At 69.9% G+C, this 16,765-nt stretch carries 16 protein-coding genes; 11 read left to right on the top strand and 5 right to left on the bottom strand.

What is annotated here, in order from left to right; all coding sequences use genetic code 11:
- The first annotated feature begins 53 nt into the window (after positions 1-53).
- Positions 54-2,561, top strand: coding sequence for a tetratricopeptide repeat protein (locus AW274_RS40610; RefSeq protein WP_062437207.1), 2,508 nt, complete (start codon positions 54-56; stop codon positions 2,559-2,561).
- A 237-nt stretch (positions 2,562-2,798) separates the two neighbouring features.
- On the opposite strand, the gene AW274_RS26195 is transcribed toward AW274_RS40610, so the two are convergent.
- From AW274_RS26195 to AW274_RS26190, 3 genes are read right to left on the bottom strand one after another with little or no spacing between them, the layout of a single operon-like run.
- Positions 2,799-3,116: a hypothetical protein gene (locus tag AW274_RS26195; protein WP_157520734.1), complete on the bottom strand. Its 318-nt coding sequence runs from the start codon at positions 3,114-3,116 to the stop codon at positions 2,799-2,801.
- A 12-nt stretch (positions 3,117-3,128) separates the two neighbouring features.
- Positions 3,129-3,395, bottom strand: a complete 267-nt coding sequence (locus AW274_RS40605) for a hypothetical protein (protein WP_157520733.1) — start codon at positions 3,393-3,395, stop codon at positions 3,129-3,131.
- 1 nt (position 3,396) lies between these two features.
- Positions 3,397-3,747, bottom strand: coding sequence for a hypothetical protein (locus AW274_RS26190; RefSeq protein WP_157520732.1), 351 nt, complete (start codon positions 3,745-3,747; stop codon positions 3,397-3,399).
- Positions 3,748-3,855: 108 nt separating this feature from the next.
- Here AW274_RS26190 and AW274_RS26185 point away from each other — a divergent pair, with 108 nt between their 5' ends.
- From AW274_RS26185 to AW274_RS26175, 3 genes are all read left to right on the top strand, one after another.
- Complete coding sequence (locus tag AW274_RS26185) at positions 3,856-4,614, top strand: helix-turn-helix transcriptional regulator (RefSeq protein ID WP_157520731.1); 759 nt, start codon at positions 3,856-3,858, stop codon at positions 4,612-4,614.
- A gap of 325 nt (positions 4,615-4,939) precedes the next feature.
- Positions 4,940-5,305 carry a hypothetical protein gene (locus tag AW274_RS26180; protein ID WP_062437203.1) on the top strand — a complete coding sequence of 122 codons (366 nt, stop codon included), beginning with the start codon at positions 4,940-4,942 and terminating at the stop codon, positions 5,303-5,305.
- Positions 5,306-5,560: 255 nt separating this feature from the next.
- Positions 5,561-7,357 carry a tetratricopeptide repeat protein gene (locus tag AW274_RS26175; protein WP_198169417.1) on the top strand — a complete coding sequence of 599 codons (1,797 nt, stop codon included), beginning with the start codon at positions 5,561-5,563 and terminating at the stop codon, positions 7,355-7,357.
- A gap of 224 nt (positions 7,358-7,581) precedes the next feature.
- Here AW274_RS26175 and AW274_RS26170 read toward each other — a convergent pair whose 3' ends face one another.
- Positions 7,582-7,977: a DUF6326 family protein gene (locus tag AW274_RS26170; RefSeq protein ID WP_062437201.1), complete on the bottom strand. Its 396-nt coding sequence runs from the start codon at positions 7,975-7,977 to the stop codon at positions 7,582-7,584.
- 111 nt (positions 7,978-8,088) lie between these two features.
- Between AW274_RS26170 and AW274_RS26165 the strand changes: the two genes are divergently transcribed.
- Together AW274_RS26165 and AW274_RS26160 are read left to right on the top strand one after the other, a co-directional pair.
- Positions 8,089-9,204: a sensor histidine kinase gene (locus tag AW274_RS26165; protein ID WP_157520729.1), complete on the top strand. Its 1,116-nt coding sequence runs from the start codon at positions 8,089-8,091 to the stop codon at positions 9,202-9,204.
- Complete coding sequence (locus AW274_RS26160) at positions 9,201-9,863, top strand: response regulator (RefSeq protein ID WP_062437981.1); 663 nt, start codon at positions 9,201-9,203, stop codon at positions 9,861-9,863. The genes AW274_RS26165 and AW274_RS26160 overlap by 4 nt, the downstream gene beginning before the upstream one ends.
- Here the strand turns inward: AW274_RS26160 and AW274_RS26155 are convergent.
- A complete protein-coding gene (locus AW274_RS26155) occupies positions 9,860-10,540 on the bottom strand; it encodes a MerR family transcriptional regulator (protein WP_083974815.1) in 681 nt (226 codons plus the stop codon). The genes AW274_RS26160 and AW274_RS26155 overlap by 4 nt on opposite strands.
- Before the next feature lie 40 nt (positions 10,541-10,580).
- Between AW274_RS26155 and AW274_RS26150 the strand changes: the two genes are divergently transcribed.
- The 5 genes from AW274_RS26150 (at position 10,581) to AW274_RS26130 (ending at position 16,765) form a co-directional block, all read left to right on the top strand.
- The gene (locus AW274_RS26150; RefSeq protein ID WP_062437198.1) at positions 10,581-11,174 is read left to right on the top strand and encodes a hypothetical protein; all 594 of its coding nucleotides are present in this window, start codon (positions 10,581-10,583) and stop codon (positions 11,172-11,174) included.
- 177 nt (positions 11,175-11,351) lie between these two features.
- Entirely contained in the window at positions 11,352-13,781 is a 2,430-nt protein-coding gene (locus tag AW274_RS26145) for an NPCBM/NEW2 domain-containing protein (protein ID WP_062437197.1), read from the top strand.
- A gap of 11 nt (positions 13,782-13,792) precedes the next feature.
- The gene (locus tag AW274_RS26140; protein ID WP_062437196.1) at positions 13,793-15,061 is read left to right on the top strand and encodes an ABC transporter substrate-binding protein; all 1,269 of its coding nucleotides are present in this window, start codon (positions 13,793-13,795) and stop codon (positions 15,059-15,061) included.
- The gene (locus AW274_RS26135) at positions 15,058-15,954 is read left to right on the top strand and encodes a carbohydrate ABC transporter permease (RefSeq protein ID WP_062437195.1); all 897 of its coding nucleotides are present in this window, start codon (positions 15,058-15,060) and stop codon (positions 15,952-15,954) included. The genes AW274_RS26140 and AW274_RS26135 overlap by 4 nt, the downstream gene beginning before the upstream one ends.
- Positions 15,947-16,765, top strand: coding sequence for a carbohydrate ABC transporter permease (locus AW274_RS26130; protein WP_062437194.1), 819 nt, complete (start codon positions 15,947-15,949; stop codon positions 16,763-16,765). The genes AW274_RS26135 and AW274_RS26130 overlap by 8 nt, the downstream gene beginning before the upstream one ends.

Here is a 16,765-nt window from a genome sequence, read left to right as displayed (position 1 = left end):
CGGAGCCCGGAGGAACGGCCCACCTGGAAGGGAAGGCTTCCGGGGATGGCCGGGTGTATCAGGCCGCCAGAGACCTGCACATCACCGAGACGGTGCTGCATTTCCATCTCCCGCGGTTGCCTGCGCCGCCGCAACAGATCGTGGAGGGCGAGATCCCGCAGCAGCCGCTGGCCTTCCAGGAACGCGCCGACCTGCTGGAGCGGCTGCACGAGCGGGTCACCGGGCACGGCACCGCAGTCGTGGACGCGGTCACCGGCACCCCGGGCGTGGGCAAGAGCCTGCTGGCCGCCTCCTACGCCTGGGCCTGCCAGCGGGCCCGCTGGCCGGTCATCGCCTGGATCACCGCCGACACCGAAGACCAGATCATCACCGGCCTGGCCGCCCTAGCCCGCCGCCTGGAGCTGTTCACCGACCAGGACGACGCCCGCACCGCCGCGGTCAAGGCGCGGGATTGGCTGGCGGCCGCCGATCAGCCGGTGCTGCTGGTGTTCGACAACGCCGCCCAGGTGGAGCAGGTGCGGCCGTGGTGCCCGGCCACCGGAAAGGCCCGGATCCTGATCACCACCCGCAACCGCGCCTTCCACACCCGCTATCCCTCCGTCGACGTCGACGTCTTCACCCCGGACCAGGCCACCGCGTTCCTGCACCAGCGCACCCGCAACACCACCCCCGGCGCCGACCAGGTCGCCGACGAACTGGGGCATCTGCCGCTGGCGGTCGGCCAAGCCGGCGCCTACATCCACCGCCGCCGCCTGACCTACCCCGCCTACCTGACCCTGCTGCGCGACTACCCCCTCGACAAATACTTGCCGCACGCCGGCGACGGCTACCCCGACGGGACCGCCCAAGCGATCCTGCTGTCGATCGACCAGGCCGAACAGACCATCCCCGGCGCGCGGGAGGCGCTGGAACTGCTGGCGGTGCTGGCCGAATCCGGCGTCCCGCGGGCGGTTCTGTACGGCACCACCGACCCCGACCCCGCCGCCACCGAAGGCATCGACCAGCTGCTGGCCGATCTGGCCGACACCTCGCTGATCACCTTCGGCGAGGACGGGGGCACGGTGCTGATGCACCGGCTGACCAGCCGGGTCCTGCGCGAACGCGCCCACCACAACGCTGCTGACGACGGGACCACTGCTGATGACGGCGAGCGTGAGAACGGAGACAACCGTGAGGACGTCACCCGTCTGGCCCAGGTGCTCGACAGCGCCGTCAACCTCCTGCACCGCTTCAACAACCACATCCCCGATGACGCGGCCACCTGGACCGCCCGCCCCGCCGTGGACATGCTCCTCGAGCAGACCACCGCCCTGCACACCCTGGCCACCGCTCTGGGCGACCCCTCCGAAAGCCTGCTGGCCTTACGCGCCTGGTGCGGGCGGTACCTCCAGTTCCTGGCCGACCTGACCCGCGCCATCCCCCTGCTTGAGCAGACCCTGGCCGACTACGAACAACTGCTGGGTGGCGACCACCCTCACACCCTGATCTCCCGCAACGACCTCGCCGACGCCTATGAGTCGGCGGGGGACCTGGGCCGGGCCATCCCGCTGTACCAGCAGACCCTGGCTGACCGGGTGCGGGTGCTGGGCGGCGACCACCCCCACACCCTGACCTCCCGCAACAACCTCGCCTACGCCTATGAGTCGGCGGGGGACCTGGGCCGGGCCATCCCGCTGTACGAGCAGACCCTGGCCGATCGGGAGCGGGTGCTGGGCGGGGACCACCCCGACACCCTGACCTCCCGCAACAACCTCGCCGCCGCCTACTACACGGCGGGGGATCTGGGCCAGGCCATCCCGCTGTATGAGCAGACCCTGGCCGACCAGGTGAGGGTGCTGGGCGGCGACCACCCCTACACCCTGGCCTCCCGCAACAACCTCGCAGGCGCCTACCGGGCGGCGGGGGATCTGGGCCGGGCCATCCCGCTGTTCGAGCAGACCCTGGCCGACCAGGTGAGGGTGCTGGGCGGCGACCACCCCTACACATTGCTCTCCCGCAACAACCTCGCAGGCGCCTACCGGGCGGCGGGGGATCTGGGCCGGGCCATCCCGCTGTACCAGCAGACCCTGGCCGACCGGGAGCGGATGCTGGGCGGCGACCACCCCGACACCCTGACCTCCCGCAACAACCTCGCCAGCGCCTACCGGGCGGCGGGGGATCTGGGCCGGGCCATCCCATTGCACGAGCAGACCCTGGCCGACCGGGAGCGGGTGCTGGGCGGCGACCACCCCTACACCCTGGCCTCCCGCAACAACCTCGCAGGCGCCTACCAGGCGGCGGGGGATCTGGGCTGGGCCATCCCGCTGTACCAGCAGACCCTGGCCGACCGGGAGCGGGTGCTGGGCGGGGACCACCCCGACACCCTGACCTCCTGCAACAACCTCGCTGGCGCCTACCGGACGGCGGGGGACCTGGGCCGGGCCATTCCGCTGTTCGAGCAGACCCTGGCCGACTGCGTGCGCGTCCTGGGAGCCACTCATCCCACGACCAAGACTGTGCGCGACAATCTGTCCGCCGCTCGCAGGCAAGCCGATGCCCGTCATAAGAAGCGATTGAACTAGGTGCGCCAGGTTTGGCGTTTCATGAGCGGACGCCCAATGCCGCGAAGTTAAGGGTCGTTCCCAGGCGTCAAGAGGCTGGTTGATGCGGTGCTCACCGAGACGGGCCGGACCGAGCGGAGGCTGCGGGTGCTGCCTTCCCCGGGTCGGGGTGTACTTCGTGTTGGCGTCGGCCCTGTTCGGACATGGTGGTGCCTATCTGGTGGACACAAGCCAGCCGCTGGCTGGACTTCCAGAAGGTCAGTAGTCCACGACTTCCGAGTTCTTGATGATGATCGGCCACTCGTGGTTGAAGACCTGCCCGCCCCAAAGGCCGCTGTTGCCGGTCTCGTTAACGTCGATCACCAGCCGCCTGTTGATGTAGACCTGAAGTTGCGCCTTCCAGGACCACAAGCCCTTGTTCTTCACGGCGAACCGGACACTGTACTCGCCGTCGGCCAACTCCCGGCGGAAGGTCGTCTGCTGGTCGAGTTGCGTGGTGTAAAGCGCGGTGCCGTTGATGTACAGGGTGGCGACATCGTCGCACGGTCCCATGTTGACGAGAAGATTCGCTGCCATTTCCTTTTCTCCTTAAATGCAGGCTTGTGGAGCGCCGATTCGACCGAACCAATGTGCGACCCCGGCCCAGCTGATGTGGATGTCGATTCCCTGGGCGCCGATGTTGTTTCTGATGATGGCCTTGTGCAATGCGATCGCGCCGATCACTAGTTGCCCGTATGGGGGTGGTATCGCGTTGAGCGCCAGTTCCCCCTCAGGTCTGCCTTTGGCCAGTAAGCACGCTTCGTTCTGGTCGAGGTGGAGGATGACCCCCCACCATCGGAGTTCGGCACTGGCCATGTCATCCTCCGATCGGCTTGATGGCGCCCGATGAGTCGACTTCGAGGGCGCCGTCGGCGATGAGCCCGTTCAGCGCCGCCACGGACCGGTGTAGATGTTCGGCGAGGTGGGGGTCGAGGCTGTCGGGTGCCTCCCAGACCACCTGGCCGTTCTCCGTGTACGCCGCGCCGAGGGCATCGAGCGCGTCGTCGAGTTCGCCGCCGCCCTGTCCGGCCCCGTCATCGGCCAGCAGGAGGTGCACACGCGCCGCCGGCGTTGAAACGGCCTGGCCGAAGTCGGTCGACGGTCCGGCGGGAAATTCGAAGTTCTGGATATCACCTCTTCGCAGGGGCCGTTTCTCCGGATTCTGCATGTCCGCTCCATTCGACTGTTTGAGGATCCGTACGAGTAGCCTCTTCCGCAGGCTATTCCGGTCGCCATACGCTCTTTTGGGTATTGCAAGAGCGAGGCCGGGGGAATAGTGGACATCCGTGTGGTTGTACAGGAAGTGAGTTATCAGGGACAGGCGGTGCTCGAGCACAGTGCCTATCTGGAAGTGGTGCACGATTGCCTGCGCCGGCTCATCGACGCGGACCACATCGCTTGGTGGCGTCAAGATGATCGAGTGATCCAAACCTGGGGATATCCGGATGATGTTTATCCGGGGCCGGAGGCGTTCGGCGTGGCGATCCACCAGCATCCGATCATTCTTCGCTACCGCTCGCGCGCCTCCACGATGCGCCCCGCGCGGATCAGCGACTGCCGGACTCGTAGTGAACTCATGTCAGACGACTTCTACAACGACTACATGCGCAGCATGAGAATGAATCATCAATTGATGCTGTGCACCGCAAGACCGGAGAAGCTCACAGGCGGCAGCGGCTGGGGACTGTCCCGGGAGTCGGGTGACTTCACCGATCAGGACGTTTTCGGGGCGCATGCGATCTGGCCCGTCATCCGCTCGCTCGACCGATTCGCCCTTCCCTGGCCATCGCCACCCGGATTCGATGAGGGCAGGTCGCGAGCGGGGCTTACGCAGAGAGAGGCTGACATCATGGTGCTCATCGCTCGAGGGGCCAGCGCCCAGCAGATTGCCAGCCTCCGGCGTATCAGCGTGACCACCGTCCGTAAGCACATTCAGAACATCTACGCGAAACTCGGCGTGCATGATCGGATACTGGCTGTTGTGAAGGCACACGAACTCGGAATCGTCGAGTTTCCGGCCCGAGAGGCGAAATAACACAACGTCTGGTGTGGGGGCCGGGCGGCAAGCGGACGCCGACCGCCCTGCGGCGAATCGCGCTGATGTGCCGGGGCTTCCGGACGTCTTGCGGAGGATATCGGCCCTCAAGACGTCCCAAAGATGTCCTAGACGTCTGGCCCCGGAGCGGAGAACAGACCTGCGTCGCGATCCCTTACGGGAGTAAGCGGCCACTGATTGACGTACGTTCACGTACAAGATCACCGCACCGGAGGTGGCTTGGGGGCAGGACGGGTGCGGGTTACGCGGTCCTCACTTACGGGCCCATCTCTATAAGCGGCCCCCGCCCATAAGGGAGCGCGACATGATCTACCTGCTGATCGAGGTCGATGGCACCGCGCGAGCGGTCGAGCTCCTGGCCAATGCGGGTGACCGTGCCAAGAGGATCGCCACGCTGACCGGCGCAAACCGGGCCATCCGGGCGGCGACCGGCCGGGAGCTCGATCGGCGCGGCGGCCCCGGCGCTGGTGGCCGACATGAAGGGGAACCCTGGGCGGACTACCCAGGGCTGGTGCTGATCTGCGGGCTGGAGCTCGGGGCTGAGGGTGAGGAACGGGCGGTGGGCCTCACCGGGAAGCAGGTGGTGAACCTGCGCAAGCGGGTCGGCAGCCAGAGCGCTGACCGACCCCAGGCCGAGGTGCCGGGGCCTCACAGACGGGCCCCATTTTGAAACCGCACGGCGCACGGTGCATACCTCGCACACCTCGCACACAAAGACAAATAGGGCCTACATAATCGGGTGTCTGTAGGGCTGGCGGGTTTCTGATCACGATTTGTGTCGCCATGCTGCCGTTGGGTGCGTGCGGGCGGCAGCATGAACTGTGTGAGCCAGGGCGTCCAGGAACCAGGCGGAGCAGCGTCTGGCGGCCAGAGCGTGAGCGGGTCGGCCGTGGGTGGTCACCTCAACCAGGTGAATGCCCGCGAGGTGACCATTCACCAGCAGCAAGTGGTGTCGCGGCCGCCGTTGCCGGACGCGGCCACGCTCACCGTCCCCGCCAGCTTGTCCGGGTTACCCCGCCCGCCGACGGCGGTCTTCCTGGGCCGCCAGCAGGTGCTCACCCGGCTGCGCAAGACACTGACCACCACACCCAAGACGCCAGGCAAGCCACCAGTGGCAAGGTCCGCAGGATCGGCCAGGGTGGAGCCGGTGGTGATCACGCAGGCGGCCGTGTACGGGCTGGGCGGGATCGGCAAAAGCGAACTGGCGTTGCAGTACGCCGCCCGCCACCACGACACCTACCGGCTGGTGTGGTGGATCGACGCCGACACCCCGGCCCAGATCCAGACCTCGCTGGCGGGCCTGACCCGGGCGATCTGCGCGGGCGCCGACTCGGTGGCGGCCTCTGCGGCGACGGCGCAGGAGGCGGCCGACTGGGCGCTGGCGTGGCTCGCCGCCCACCCCGGCTGGTTGCTCGTCTTCGACAACGTCGAAGACGCCCGCGACCTGCACCCTTACCTGGGCCGGCTGACCGGCGGGCACGTGCTGATCACCACCCGGCGCGACACCGGCTGGAGGGACCTGGGCTGCACCCCCATCAGCCTGGAGGTACTGGACCCCGAACCCGCCCAGCGACTCCTCACCCGGATGATCATCCAGGCACATCCCAGCCGACCGCCCGGCAGAGGCGTCCCCGCGCACAAGGCCGGCCCGGCCGAGTCGGCCGAACTGGGCGGGCTGGCTGAGGATCTGGGATTTCTGCCGCTGGCCCTGACGCAGGCCGCGGCGTTCATCGCCCGCACACCCGGGATGAACCTCACCACCTACCGCGCGCTGCTGCGCGACAACCCGGGCAAGGTTCACGCGGCCGCGCCGCCCGGCGGCGACGGCGAACGCGTCATCGCTCAGGTCTGGACGATCACCCGCATCCGGATCGCCGCCCAGGACCCGCTGGCTCCCCGGCTGCTGGCGCTGCTGGCCTGTTACGCCCCCGATCAGCTGCCCATCACCGTCCTGCACCACCTGCCCGACGCCGATGAACTTCAGATCGGCCAGGCACTGGGGCTGCTGGCCTCCTACAGCATGATCACCATCACCCCGGACAGCGACACCGGCACCGGCACCGGTTCCGACACCGTCAGCGTCCACCGCCTGGTCCAAGCCGTCACCCGGAACGACCTCCCCGAACACGAGCGCCACGACATCCACGCCCAGGCCGCCGACCTGCTGACCGCCGAGCTGCCCGAGGATCCGGACGTGATCGGCAGCTGGCCGGCCTACCGGCGGCTGCTGGCCCACGCCCGCGCGGTCCTGCCCCCGCGATCGGAGGCGATGTACCAGGTGATCGCCTACCTGGACGCCAGCGGGGGCTACGCCACCGCCAAAACCCTGCAACACCAGCGCTACCAGGCCCAGCTCAACCACCACGGACCCGAACACCCCAACACACTGACCGCCCGTGCCAACCTCGCCCGTTGGTCGGGGCAGGCGGGGGACGCGGCTGGGGCGCGTGACCAGTTCGCCGCGCTGCTGCCCGTCCGCGAACGCGTCTCGGGTGCCGAACACCCCGACACGCTGACCGCCCGGCATGAACTCGCTCTCTGGTCGGGGTGGGCGGGGGATGCGGCCGGGGCGCGTGACCAGTACGCCGCGCTGCTGCCCATCCGCGAACGCGTCTCGGGTGCCGAACACCCCGCCACGCTGACCGCCCGCGCCAACCTCGCCTACTGGGCCCGACGCTGCGGAGAAACAAGCGCCGACAACCGGTCCCAGGATTGCTCGTGAGCGTTCACTGCGATTCGGTCATTCCGGAATTATTCGGGCCGTCATAAGCGCAGTTATGGTGGAAGATCACCTAAAGGTGTGTCCGCAACTCTCACCAGTTCCGCCTTCTCACCGGAGACCTCCAGCCGCCACCCCGTCGATCACCGTGGCGGCCGGCCAACGGCCGCCCCGTCGAACGGCAGTCCCGGTGAAGGCCGCATAGTTGAAGCGGACCAGGCGAAGCCTCATCCCGTCGAACCCGCCACGTCCATGCGCCAGACCTGCCGCACGATCACGGCCAGGCACACCAGCTCAACAGCACCCAGCACCAGGTAATGCGGTTTGAGCGACCCGCCGCCGACGATGAACACCGCCGTCAGCGGCGCCGCCACCAGCGTCACCCGCCGCATCACCACCGGTTTCAGCACCCGCGACAACACCACCATCACGATCGGGATCTCGACCATCACCGCCGACCCCACCAGCAGCAGCGAGGTGACGGGAACACCGCCGGCATGCCCGGCCAGGAGCCCCCGCAGGAACTCCCCGTCCAGGAAACTGAGCACGTCCGCGTAGATCATGGTGAGCAGAACGACGATCCACAGAGTGGACAGTCTCGCTCGCATCTGGTCATCGGTCATGGCGACAGGCTCACCCGCCGAGCAAGCCCGTCGCCACGCCCGAAGGTCGGCGAAACAGGACCTACTTTGGTCGAATTCCGCTGGGTCACCCCCGGACGTACCCTGTTGATCGTGACGACCCCAGGTCGCGGCCGGGCCACCGACGCGGCGTTGTTCCTGCTGGCCATCGCCCTGACGACGCTCGGCGTGATCGACAACCTCGACCACCACCCCGCGCCGGTCCCGTTCGCGGTCGACGCCGTCCTCGGCGCGCTGAGCTGCCTGGGCGTGTGGCTGCGCCGAAGCCGACCCGTCGGGTTCGCGGTGGTCACGGTGGCGGCGAGCGTCTATTCGATGTCGGCCGCCGGCGTCGCGCTGATCGCCCTGTTCACCGTCGCGGCCCACCGGCCCGTGAAGGTGGTCGGCCCGATCGTGGCCGGGGCCGTGCTGGTCCCGTTCGTGACGCCGTTGGTCAGGCCCGACGTTCCGGTGCCGGCCTGGTGGCAGTTCCTGCTCGGCTTCGCCTGCGTGGCCGCCGTCCTCGCCTGGGGGCTGTTCGTCAAGGCCAGACGTGAGTCCCTCCGTGAACGCTCCCGGCGCGTCGAATCGGAGCGGGAGCTGCACCTGGCCCAGGTCCGCCAGTCCGAACGCGACCAGATCGCCCGGGAGATGCACGACGTGCTCGCCCACCGCCTGTCCCTCCTCAGCCTCCACGCCGGTGCCCTTGAGCTCCGTCCCGACGCCGCTCCCGAGGAGGTCGCCCGCGCCGCCGGGGTGATCCGCGACAGCGCGCACCGGGCCCTGGAGGAACTGCGCGAGGTCATCGGCATGCTCCGCACCGACCGGTCCCCGGAGGTGCCGGAGTTGCCCCAGCCCAGCCTCGCCGACCTCTCCGACCTGGTCGATCAGTCACGCCGCGCGGGGATGCGGGTGCTGTTCGACTGCCAAGTGGGGGAGCCGCCCGCGGCGATCGGGAGGGGGGCGTACAGGATCGTGCAGGAAGGGCTCACCAATGCGCGCAAGCACGGCCGCGACGGCGAGGTGTCGGTGGCCGTCGGCGGGGCGGCGGGGGAGGGGCTGACGGTCGAGGTGCGCAACCCGGCGGGGGGCGTCGCCGGGATTCCGGGCGGCGGCAGGGGGCTGATCGGGCTCGCCGAGCGGGCCGGGCTGGCCGGTGGACGGCTGGAGTACGGGCCGACCGCCGCGGGTGAGTTCCGGCTGCGGGCGTGGTTGCCGTGGCCGAGGTGAACGACCCGATCCGGGTGCTCATCGTCGACGACGATCCGCTGGTCAGGGCCGGGTTGAGGATGATCATCGCGGCCGCGCCCGAGCTGTGCGTGGTGGGCGAGGCGGGCTCCGGGGCCGAGGTGCCCGCCGCCGTCGAGGAGTGCGCCCCCGACGTCGTGCTGATGGACATCCGCATGCCGGTGCTCGACGGCCTCGCCGCCACCGAGCTGCTGCGGGCGCGGGCCGATCCGCCCGAGGTCGTCGTGCTGACGACCTTCGACGCCGACGAGTACGTGCTGCGGGCCCTGCGCGCCGGAGCGGGCGGGTTCCTGCTGAAGCACACGCCGCCCGCCGAGATCCTGCGGGCGATCGTCCGGGTGGCGGCGGGGGAACCCATTCTGTCGCCGACGGTGACCCGTCAGCTGATCGCGCACGTCGCCGACTCGGGCGCGGCCGCCCGGCGGCAGCATGCCGTGCGGGTGCTGGGCGGGCTCAGCGCGCGGGAGCGGGAGGTGGCCGTCGCGGTGGGGCGGGGCAGGTCGAACGCCGAGATCGGCGGCGAGTTGTTCATGAGCGTCGCGACCGTGAAGGCGCACATCTCGCACATCCTCGACAAGCTCGACCTCAACAACCGCACCCAGATCGCCCTGCTGGCCCACGACGCCGGGCTGACCGGTTAAGGGCCGATCGGGATGTCCAGCACCACCGCGTGGCCGCCCGATTCGTCGATCAGGTGCTCCTCCAGCGCCGGGCCGGCCACCGTCAATCCGTGGCGGCCGATCCAGGTGAACAGGTCGTGGCCCGCCCGCACCACCCCCGCGGGCGTGGGCAGCACCGCCCTGACCACCTCGCGGGCCGGGAGGGTGAGCGGTTCGCCGCCCTCGTCGGCGACGGCGGCGGAGAAGGGGCCGTCGAGCCAGGTCAGCAGGGTCCCCGAACACTGTCCGGCCAGTTCGGAGGGGTGGGTGGCGGTCAACCGGCGTACTTTCAATCGCCGGGACCCGACCGTTGCGGTGCGGGGGACCACGGTCAGCTCGTCGGCCAGGTAGTGCTCCGCTTCGGCGGCCGTGGCGGTCAGGGCGGCGACGTCGGCGCGCAGGCGGGTGAGGGTCTCGGCGACGGCCCGGCGGGTCTCGGTCTCGGGGGCGTCGAGCAGGTCGGCGATGTCGCGCAGCGGCAGGCCGAGGCGTTGCAGGGCGCGGATGCGTTCGAGGCGGGACAGTTCGGCGACGCCGTACCAGCGGTAGCCGGTGAGGTGGTCGACGGCGGCGGGGTGGAGCAGCCCGGTTCTGTCGTAGTGGCGCAGGGTGCGTTCCGACACCCCCGCCATGCGGGCCAGTCGCCCGATTCGCCACATGCTTGACCTTGTCCGTGCGTCAGGGTTCTACCGTCCCGGCATGACCGACCTGTCCAGGCTCGCCGGAGTCCTGCTGTTGTCCTCGTTCACCGCCATGGTCGCCGGAGTCGCGGTGGCGGCGCCATCGGGGTTGACCCTGAATCCCGCCGATCTCGACGCCACGCTCCGGGCCGTCCACGACCTGACCGGCCTGCATCTCGCCTCGCTGGCGCTCGACCTGGCCGGGTGGCTGGCGCTGACCGCCGCCGGGCTCGCTGTGGCGGGGGTGCCGGGCGGGCTGCTGGCCGCCGCCGGGCTGGCGGGGCTGCTGCACGACGCGGGCAACCTCGCGGTCACCCAGCTGACCGATCATCCCGAGGCGGCGCTGCCGGTCCTGCTCACGGCCAAGTGGATGGTCAACCTCGCCGGATTGTCATGGGTCGCCGCGACCGTCGCCGGTGCGGCCCTGCTTCCGCTGCCCCGCTGGTCGCGGTTCGCGGGGGCGCTCGCGGCCCTTTCGGGGCTGGCCGCCGTCGTCCTGCCCTGGACGACCGGGCTCGCGGGCCCCTCGGCCGCGCTGGAGCAGGTGGGCTACGCCCTGCACCTGCCCGTCATGATCTGGTACGTCTTCCTCGGACTCCGCCTGGTGAAATAGTCGGATCGTCCAGCCCATCCCACGGTTCCACCATTCCGGCCACGCTCAGAGCACCCATAGTTTCTTCCTCACCCGCGTTCATCTGTCTAGTGATGCGGTCCGCCCCAACGGACGGCCCGCCGCTGACCTGGACTTATGCTCGGCCGTGGCCTGAGGCGAAGCAGCGATGGAGAAGGTGTGAGCGACGAGACGAATGGCACCCGCGCCCAGATCGGGATCACCGATGAGGGCGTGCGGCTGACCGTGAGCCGCGGTGCGGCAGCGGTCGTGGACGGGGTCGCGCTCGGCTTCTCCCTGGGCGGCACCCGGCTGGGCGTGGCCCCGGAGCAGCTGAGCGTCACCGAGCAGGTGGTCCGCGACCGGTTCACGCTCCGGTCGGGCAAGGCGACCGGCCCGCACGACTACGCGCACCGCGAGACCGTGCACACCTTCCGGGAGGAGGGCGTGGTCTGGCAGGCGATCGTGCGCACCGGCCCCCACGGGGCGGCCGTGCGCTACGCGCTGCCGCTCCTCGACGGCGTCGCGGAGATCACCGCCGACCACACCGCCGTGCCGCTGCCCGCCGGGTCGCGGAACTGGGTGCTCGACTACCAGACCTGGTACGAGACCCCGCGCTACGGCGCCGACACCGCCGACCTGGCCGAAGAGGCCTACGGCCTGCCGTTCCTCACCCGCCTCGCGCCCGACGTCCACCTGCTGATCACCGAGTCGGGCATCGACGGCCGGTTCGCCGGCGCGCACGTGCGCTGGGACGGCGTGCTGCGCTTCACCCTCGCCGACACGGCCGTCGAGGTCACCCGGGGCGTGGTGACCCCGTGGCGGGTCCTCCTGGTCGGCAGCCCGGTCGAGCTGGTCGCCTCGTTGTTCGTCGAGGAGCTGGCTCCGGCCGCCGCGCCCGAGCTGGAGGCGGCCGACTGGGTGCGGCCGGGCCGGGCGGCCTGGTCGTGGTGGTCGGACTTCTACTCCGGCGCGCAGCTCGGCAAGCAGAAACACTTCGTGGACGTCGCCGCCGACCTGGGCTGGGAGCACCTGCTCATCGACTGCGGCTGGGAGGAGACCTGGGTCCCGGAGATCGTCGCGTACGCGAGCGAGCGCGGCATCCAGGTGCACCTGTGGACCATCTGGCGCGACCTCAACAGCCCAGAAGACCTGCGCAGGCTCGCGCTCTGGCGGTCGTGGGGGGTGGCCGGGATCAAGGTCGACTTCATGGAGTCGGAGTCGAAGGACCGCTACCGCTGGTACGACACGATCCTCACCGAGTCGGCCCGCCTCGGGCTCATGGTCAACTTCCACGGCTCGGTCATCCCGCGCGGCTGGGCCCGCACCTTCCCCCAGGTCATCGGCTACGAGGCCATCAGGGGCGCCGAATACTACGTGTTCTTCGAGAACCAGGCGCTGACCGCCGCCCACAACGTCATCCAGCCCTTCACCCGCAACATCGTGGGCGCGATGGACGCCACCCCGGTCGCCTTCGGGGCGGCCGGCCGGACCACCGGCGACGGCCACGAGCTGGGCCTCGCGGTGGCCTTCGAGTGCGGCATCACCCACTTCGCCGACCACGTCGACGCCTACACCGCCCGCCCGGCCGCCGCCCGCTTCCTCGCGGAACTGGCCCCGAGCTGGGACGAGACCGTGCTGCTGGCGGGCGACCCCGACAGTCACGCGATCGTCGCCCGCCGGGCTGGCGACCGCTGGTTCGTCGGCGGCGTCGCCACCGGCGAGGCCCGCACGATCCACGTGCCCCTCGACGCCATCGCGGGCCCGGACGCCCAGGTCTGGTTCGTCGGCGACGACCTCACCGAGACCACCGCCACGGGCTCCTTCGACGTCAAGATCGCCCGCGACGGCGGGTTCGCCGCCATCGTCGCCCCTGCGGGCGCCGACCTGTTCCGCGCCCGCCCCCGGCCCCGGCTGACCCCGCCGCAGGCCGCCCCGATCGCCGAACTCGGCCCAGACGGAACCACGACGCTCGTCACCGACGCCGGCGCCCGGTTGCGGCCGCCCCCGGGCTGGACCGCCGAGCGGCGTACCGAAACGGAATGGCTGGTGCGGGCGCGCGGCCTGCTCCCCGGACGACTCGGCGTGGTCACCGTCGAACGCGACGGCGACGACGGGGTCCCGGTCGTCGCGCACACCCGCGTGACCAGCCCGCTGACCGAGGGCGGGCACGCCCTCTCCGACCTGCCCATGATCGCCTTCGCCAACGCCGACGGCCCGGTCGAGCGCGACCAGTCGAACGGCGGCGGCAACCCCCGCGACGGCGGCCCGCTGCGGGTGGCCGGGCGCGAGTTCGCCCGCGGCCTCGGCACCGCCGCGCCCTCGGAGGCGCGCTTCCACCTCGGCGGCCACGCCCACCGGCTCACCGGCGCCGTCGGCGTCGACGACGAGTCGGCCGGTGAGTCGGCCGGTGAGGCCCGGGTCGCGGTGCTCGCCGACGACCGGGAGATCTTCACCGCCGACGTCACCGCCGGTCGGCCGGTCGTCCCCTTCGACCTGGACGTCTCGGGCGTCCGCACGCTCGTCCTGCGCGGTTCGGGCGGCGACGCCGCGCACGTCGACTGGGTCGACCCCATCGTCCACGTCAACCAGCCCCCCAGCACGAACTGAAGAGGTACGACATGAGACACACCTGGACGGCCGCCCTGGCCGCGGCGGCGACCCTGCTCACCGCCTGTTCCAGCGGTTCCACCGGTTCCACCGGCGAGGCCGCCCCCGCCGGGGAGAAGGTCACGCTGACCTACGCCAACTGGAGCGAGGACCAGGCCCCCGCGATGGAGCAGATCGCCGCCGAGTTCCAGAAGGAGAACCCGAACATCACGGTCAAGGTGCAGACCCTGCCCTGGCCCGAATACTGGTCGACCCTCCAGGTCGGCGCGGCGGGCGGCACCGCCCCCGACGCGTTCTGGATGCTCGCCGACCACTTCCGCGAGTACGCCAAGGGCGGCGCGCTCATCGACCTGTCCGACACCGTGAAGTCGGCGGGCATCGACATGACCGCCTACCCCAAGGCCGTCTCCGACTCCTACACGTACGAGGGCAAGATCTTCGCCCTGCCGAAGGACTTCGACACCAACGGCATCTGGTACAACAAGGCGCTGTTCGACGCGGCCGGGGTGAAGTACCCCGACGACACGTGGGGCTGGCAGCAGGTGCAGGACGCCGCCGCGAAGCTGACCGACAAGGCCAAGGGCGTGTGGGGCATCGCCGCCCCGATCGACGCGCAGGGCGGCTACTACAACACGATCCTCCAGGCGGGCGGCAGCATCATCAAGCCGGGCGGCACGGCCTCCGACTTCGCCGGCCCCGAGGCGGTCGCCGGGCTGAAGTTCTGGACCGACCTGCAGAAGGCCGGGTCGTCGCCGACGCTGAAGCAGCTCTCCGACACCGAGGCGGTGTCGATGTTCGAGAGCCAGAAGGTCGCCATGTACTTCTCCGGCGCCTACTGGGCGCTGCGTTTCCACAACAACGCCGACCTGAAGGGCAAGGTCGACGTCGCCCCGCTGCCCCAGGGCGTCAAGCGCGCCACCGTCACCAGCGGCATCGGCAACGCCGGGTACGCCGGCAGCAAGCACCCCGAGGAGCTGAAGAAGTTCCTGGCCTTCCTCGGCGGCACCAAGGCGGCCGAGATCCAGGCGGCCACCGGCACCGTGCTGCCCGCCTACAAGGGCACCCAGCAGCCGTGGCTCGACTCGATGCCGGAGTTCAAGCTCCAGGTGTTCATCGACGCCGTCGACTACAGCGTGCCGCTGCCCGTCGCGGGCAACACCGCCGAGTGGCAGGGCCTGGCCGCGCAGTACCTGGCCCCGGCCTGGGACGGCGCCAAGCCCGTCGAAGAGGCGGCCAAGGAGTACCAGGCCGCGGTCGACGAGGTGCTCGCCAAGCAATGACGCCTTCAGCGAGGAGCGCGGGCAGGCCGGGCGTGGGGTGGGCGCTGCTGTTCATCGCGCCCGCCACGATCGGCCTGGTCGCGCTCTACCTCTGGCCGTTCCTGTCGACGTTCGTCAAGAGCTTCCAGGACGTCCCGGCCTTCGGGCCCGCCACGTACACGGGCCTGGACAACTACGTCGAACTCGTCGGCGACGGCGAGGTGTGGAAGGCGTTCGGCAACTCGGCGCTCTACACCGTGCTGGTGCTGCTCGGCATCCCGCTGGCGGTGGTGCTGGCCGCGCTGATCGAGCAGGTGAGCCGGGGGCGCTCGGTCTACCGGGTGCTGTTCTTCCTGCCGGTGGTGACGCTGCCGGTGGCGGTCGGCATGGTGTGGCGCTTCATCTACAACGGCGACTTCGGGCTGCTGAACTACGTGCTCTCGTGGTTCGGGATCGACGGCCACTACTGGGTGGCCGACCCCCGGTTCACCATCTACGCCTTCGCCGCCGTCGGCATCTGGATGGGCCTGGGCATCAACCTGATCATCCTCGGCGCGGGCCTGCAGGCGATCCCGAAGGCCGTGTACGAGGCGTCGGCGCTCGACGGCGCGGGCCGGGTGCGGCAGTTCTTCCACATCACGGTGCCGCTGCTCAGCCCGAGCATCTTCTTCGTGACGATCCTCACCGTGATCGCCGCGCTCCAGATGTTCGACCTGATCTTCATCATGCTGCGCAGCGTGAACAACACGGCGCTGGCCGACTCCAAGACGATCGTGTACCTCTTCTACGAGAAGGCGTTCGTCCAGTTCCAGCAGGGCTACGGGGCCGCCGTCGCGATCGTGCTGCTGATCGTGATCATGATCGCGACCGCGCTCCAGTTCCGGCTCCAGAGATCGTGGGTGTTCTATGGGTGAGCGCCGCACGTGGCCGATCCACCTGCTGCTGATCGCCGCGTCCGTGATCATGGTCGTGCCGTTCGCCTGGCAGATCCTCACGGTCTTCAAGACGACGCCCGAGGTGGCCCGGATCCCGCCGACGGTCCTGCCGCAGGAGTTCAGCCTGCACGCGTTCGAGACGTTCTTCTCGACGGTGCCGTTCTGGTCGATGTTCGCGGTCTCCACGGGCTCGCTCGTGCTCCGCGTCGTCGGCCAGGTCGCGGTCGCCGCGCTGGCCGGATACGCCTTCGCGCGCCTGCCGTTCCCCGGCAGGAACCTGCTGTTCGGGCTGTTCGTCGCGATGCTGATGGTGCCGAGCCAGCTCTTCCTGATCGGCCAGTACGGCCTGATCCGCGACTTCGGGCTGCTCGACACCCTCCCGGCGCTGGCGATCCCCGGCATGTTCTCGGCGTTCGGGACCTTCCTGATGCGCCAGGCGTTCATGAACATGCCCGCCGACTTCGAGGAGGCGGCCCGGCTCGACGGGGCCAACCCCTTCCAGGTCTTCTGGTACGTCATGCTCCCGATGGCCAAGCCCACGCTGGCCGCGCTGACCGTGCTGACCGGCCTCTACTCGTGGAACGACCTGCTCTGGCCGCTGATCGTCTCGCCCTCGGGCGAGAACCGGCCGCTGCCGGTCGGCCTGGCCGGGCTCCAGGGCCAGTTCGGCACCGACTACCCGACGCTGATGGCGGGCGCGCTCGTCTGCTCGATCCCGCTCGTGCTCGTCTTCCTGCTGCTGCAGCGCCAGTTCTTCCGCGGCATCGCCAGCAGCGGACTCAAGGGATAA

Source organism: Herbidospora daliensis (genome assembly GCF_001570585.1).
GTDB lineage: Bacteria > Actinomycetota > Actinomycetes > Streptosporangiales > Streptosporangiaceae > Herbidospora > Herbidospora daliensis.
The sequence above is the reverse complement of the archived record's forward strand: the minus strand, read 5'-3'. Positions and strand labels throughout refer to the sequence as shown.

What these genes read in the sequence shown, in the direction of transcription:
- AW274_RS26195 (WP_157520734.1), bottom strand. Translation starts at nt 3,116, where the DNA reads ATGGCAGCGAATCTTCTCGTCAACATGGGACCGTGCGACGATGTCGCC.
- AW274_RS40605 (WP_157520733.1), bottom strand. Translation starts at nt 3,395, where the DNA reads ATGGCCAGTGCCGAACTCCGATGGTGGGGGGTCATCCTCCACCTCGAC.
- AW274_RS26190 (WP_157520732.1), bottom strand. Translation starts at nt 3,747, where the DNA reads ATGCAGAATCCGGAGAAACGGCCCCTGCGAAGAGGTGATATCCAGAAC.
- AW274_RS26180 (WP_062437203.1), top strand. Translation starts at nt 4,940, where the DNA reads ATGATCTACCTGCTGATCGAGGTCGATGGCACCGCGCGAGCGGTCGAG.
- AW274_RS26170 (WP_062437201.1), bottom strand. Translation starts at nt 7,977, where the DNA reads ATGACCGATGACCAGATGCGAGCGAGACTGTCCACTCTGTGGATCGTC.
- AW274_RS26155 (WP_083974815.1), bottom strand. Translation starts at nt 10,540, where the DNA reads ATGTGGCGAATCGGGCGACTGGCCCGCATGGCGGGGGTGTCGGAACGC.
- AW274_RS26150 (WP_062437198.1), top strand. Translation starts at nt 10,581, where the DNA reads ATGACCGACCTGTCCAGGCTCGCCGGAGTCCTGCTGTTGTCCTCGTTC.
- AW274_RS26140 (WP_062437196.1), top strand. Translation starts at nt 13,793, where the DNA reads ATGAGACACACCTGGACGGCCGCCCTGGCCGCGGCGGCGACCCTGCTC.
- AW274_RS26135 (WP_062437195.1), top strand. Translation starts at nt 15,058, where the DNA reads ATGACGCCTTCAGCGAGGAGCGCGGGCAGGCCGGGCGTGGGGTGGGCG.
- AW274_RS26130 (WP_062437194.1), top strand. Translation starts at nt 15,947, where the DNA reads ATGGGTGAGCGCCGCACGTGGCCGATCCACCTGCTGCTGATCGCCGCG.